Source organism: Rhodococcus sp. EPR-134, assembly GCF_001647205.1.
GTDB lineage: Bacteria > Actinomycetota > Actinomycetes > Mycobacteriales > Mycobacteriaceae > Rhodococcus_F > Rhodococcus_F qingshengii.
The window spans coordinates 1-3053 of the sequence record NZ_LVCT01000392.1 but is presented as its reverse complement, the minus strand read 5'-3'; the positions used below and the strand labels follow the sequence as shown (position 1 = coordinate 3053).

2 protein-coding genes are annotated in these 3053 nt (G+C 65.3%); both read right to left on the bottom strand.

From position 1 onward, the window contains the following. A partial coding sequence (locus A2J01_RS17925) for a bifunctional [glutamine synthetase] adenylyltransferase/[glutamine synthetase]-adenylyl-L-tyrosine phosphorylase (protein WP_064113250.1) occupies nt 1–2926 on the bottom strand: 2926 nt, incomplete at its 3' end. After that, on the bottom strand, nt 2923–3053 hold a 131-nt coding region (locus A2J01_RS35850; RefSeq protein WP_156519305.1), incomplete at its 5' end, for a hypothetical protein. The genes A2J01_RS17925 and A2J01_RS35850, both read right to left, overlap by 4 nt.

Below are 3053 nucleotides of genomic sequence, written 5' to 3'. Positions count from 1 at the left end.
CGTATCCAGCGACCTGCGCCACCGCCGCGAGAACACGGCCCGGGCCGGGAAGCTGATCGGTCGGCTTGCCTCGCACCAGAACGAGGCAGTTGCGTGCCTTCGTCGCGGTGATCCAGGCGTCACGCAGCAGTTCGACGTCACCTTCGCTGAGCAGTTCCGCGGCGCCGATGGCGTCGAGAGTCTCGAGGGTCGATGTGTTGTGCAGCGACTCGATCTTGTCGGCATGGCGTAGCTGCAGCAGTTGCACAGTCCACTCGATGTCGGCCAAGCCTCCGCGACCCAGTTTCGTGTGCGTCGCCGGATCGGCTCCGCGCGGGAGCCTTTCGGAATCGACTCGCGCCTTGATGCGCCGGATCTCGCGCACCGCCGCATCACTGACGCCGCCCTCGGGGTAGCGGGTCTTGTCGATCATGTGCAGGAACCGCAGTCCCAGTTCAGGATCACCGGCAACCGGGTGCGCACGAAGCAGCGCTTGAATCTCCCACGCCTGAGCCCACTTCGCGTAGTACGCGTCGTAGGACTCGAGAGTGCGCACCATCGGACCGTTACGGCCTTCCGGACGCAATCCGGTGTCGACTTCGAGCGGCGGATCGGTACTCGGTGCCCCGAGGAGCTTGCGGACCTTGTCGGCAATGCTGTTGGCCCACTTGACCGCAACGGTCTCGTCGACGCCCTCGCGGGGTTCGCACACGAACAGCACGTCCGCATCGGATCCATAGCCCAGTTCGCCGCCGCCGAGTCGACCCATGCCGATGACGGAGAAACTGGCCGGCGCCTCGGTCCCGAGTTCGGTGACGCTGGCCTTGATCACCGCGGAGAGCGATGCATTGAGCACCGCGGCCCACACCGAGGACAGCGCCTTGCAGACTGCAGGAACATCGAGCATGCCGAGGATGTCGGCCGACGCGATTCGCGCAAGTTCGTGTCGCCGCAGCGAGCGGGCCGCAGCAACAGCACGATTGGGATCACTGTGTCGGCCGGAGGCGGTGAGGATTCCGCGAGCGACGTCCTCGGGCTTCGGCTCGACCAGGCGCGGTCCACTCGGCGAATCCGCGAACAAGCGAATCACGTCGGGAGCCTTGATGAGCAGGTCGGGTAGGTACGCCGACGAGCCCAGCACGGTCATCAGACGCTCGGCCACCGCAGCCTCGTCGCGGAGCAGGCGCAGGAACCACGTCTGGTCGACGAGCGCGTCCGAGAGCCTGCGGTAAGCGAGCAGACCGGCATCGGGATCCGGTGTGTCCGCGAGTGATTCGAGCAGAGTCGGCAACAGGAGCGCTTGAATGCGACCCTTGCGTGAAGCGCCACTCGTCAGTGCAGTCAGATGCCCGAGAGCATGCTCGGGTGCCGTGTAACCGAGAGCGGCCAACTGGCGAACCGCGGCTTCTGGCCCCAGGACCAGTGCTTCCTTGTCCATCCGCGCCACCGATTCGAGAAGCGGGCGGTAGAACAACTTGGCGTGCAGGCGGCGAATCCGATGCGAATTCCGCTTGATCTCGGCGCGCAGGACTCCCAGGGAATCCAGACGACCGTCGGGTCGCATGTGCGCGGCGCGGGCCAGCCAACGCAGCGCTTCCTCGTCGTCCGGCGGCGGCAGGGTGTGTGTGCGCTTGAGCTTCTGTAACTGCAGACGGTGCTCGAGCAGACGCAGGAATTCGTACGACGCAGTCAGGTTGGCGGCGTCGTCGCGGCCGACGTATCCACCCGCCGCCAATGCAGTCAGTGCATCGACGGTGCTCTGGACATGCAACGAACTGTCGGCGCGCCCGTGCACCAATTGCAGGAGTTGGACGGCGAATTCGACGTCGCGCAAACTTCCGCGGCCGAGTTTGAGTTCACGCTCACGCAGTTCGGGGGGAACCATTTCCTCGACGCGTCGACGCATGGCCTGGACTTCGGGGACGAAGTCCTCGCGCTCGGAGGCGATCCACACCATCGGGCTCATCGCCTCGGAGTACTGGCGACCGAGCTCCATGTCGCCGGTCATCGGACGAGCCTTGAGCAGTGCCTGGAACTCCCAGGTCTTGGCCCAGCGCTTGTAGTACGTGATGTGGGATTCGAGGGAGCGAACCAGTTCTCCGCGCTTGCCTTCGGGCCGCAGCGCAGCATCGACCTCGAAGAATGCGGAGGTACCGATACGCATCATCTCACCGGCAACGCGACTGGCCGTCGCATCGGCCGGTTCGGCGACGAACACCACGTCGACGTCGGAGACATAGTTCAGCTCGCGCGCACCACATTTGCCCATGGCGATCACGGCGAGCCGGATCGGACAGCTACCCTCGGGACACACCGTTGCGATGGCCACCGCAAGTGCAGCGGTCAGCGCGGCGTCGGCCAGATCGGAAAGCTGGTGCCCCACAGTCTGATACGGAACTACGGGTTCGTTCTCGACGGTCGCCGCAAGATCAGCCGCAGCCAGCAGCATCAGCTGGTCCTTGTAGCTCTTACGCAGAGCAACAACAGCTTCCGGCCCGGTCACCGTGGCGCGGTAGGTCAGGGAACCTTCGGTGGCACCCTCGTCGACAGTTGCACCCACGACCTCCAGCAAGGCTGCAGTCGCCTCGTCCTTGGTCGGCAGAGCGGTGCCGTCGAGCAGTTTCCAGCCGATCGGATCCGCGGCCAGGGGGTCGCCGAAGGCCGACGACGCACCCACCAGTGCGAACAAACGGCCGCGCAGGCTCTTGTCCTTGCGCAGGACCTGATCGAGTTCGCGCCACCCGTCGCCGAGCCCGTCCTTGATCCGCACAAGGGTGCGCAGAGCGAGGTCGGCGTTCGCGGCACGCGACAGCGACCACAAGAGTTCGATGCTCTCGGCGTCGACCCAACCGAGCTGACGCAACTCGTCGGCAGCGGTGGGCTCGACCAGCCCGAGTCGACCCGGTCCTGGAACTGCTGATCTCGCAGCGGGCGGTTTCACCGTCACAGACCGAGGTAGGTCTTGAGCTCGAACGGCGTCACGTGGCTGCGGTATTCCTCCCACTCACGACGCTTGTTGCGCAGGAAGAAATCGAAGACGTGCTCGCCGAGTGCTTCGGCCACGAGCTCCGACT